1 pseudogene is annotated in these 305 nt (G+C 65.6%); it reads right to left on the bottom strand.

The window, feature by feature from the left end:
* Nucleotides 1–305 (bottom strand): annotated as a pseudogene (locus U5805_RS31685) (electron transfer flavoprotein subunit alpha/FixB family protein); the annotation flags it as partial.

Here is a 305-nt window from a genome sequence, read left to right as displayed (position 1 = left end):
CCCCGGCCGCCGGAAACGATGATCGACGCGCTCGTGAGTTCCGGGCGATCGAGCTTCGTGACCTCGCGGCTGACGAACTGCGCAAGGCCGGAATCCGCTGCCGCCTCGATTTTTTCGACCGATGCGCTGCCGCCTTGCGCCGCAACCGGATCGAAGCCCGTGGCACGCACCGTGATGACCTTGATCGCATCCTGCGACTGCACCGTGGCGATGGCGTTGCCCGCGTAGATCGGGCGTTCGAACGTATCGGCGGAATCGACTGCCGTGATGTCGCTGATCTGCGCGACGTCGAGCTTCGCGGCGAT

The organism is Paraburkholderia sp. J41 (genome assembly GCF_905220235.1).
Lineage (GTDB): Bacteria > Pseudomonadota > Gammaproteobacteria > Burkholderiales > Burkholderiaceae > Paraburkholderia.
The sequence above is the reverse complement of the archived record's forward strand: the minus strand, read 5'-3'. Positions and strand labels throughout refer to the sequence as shown.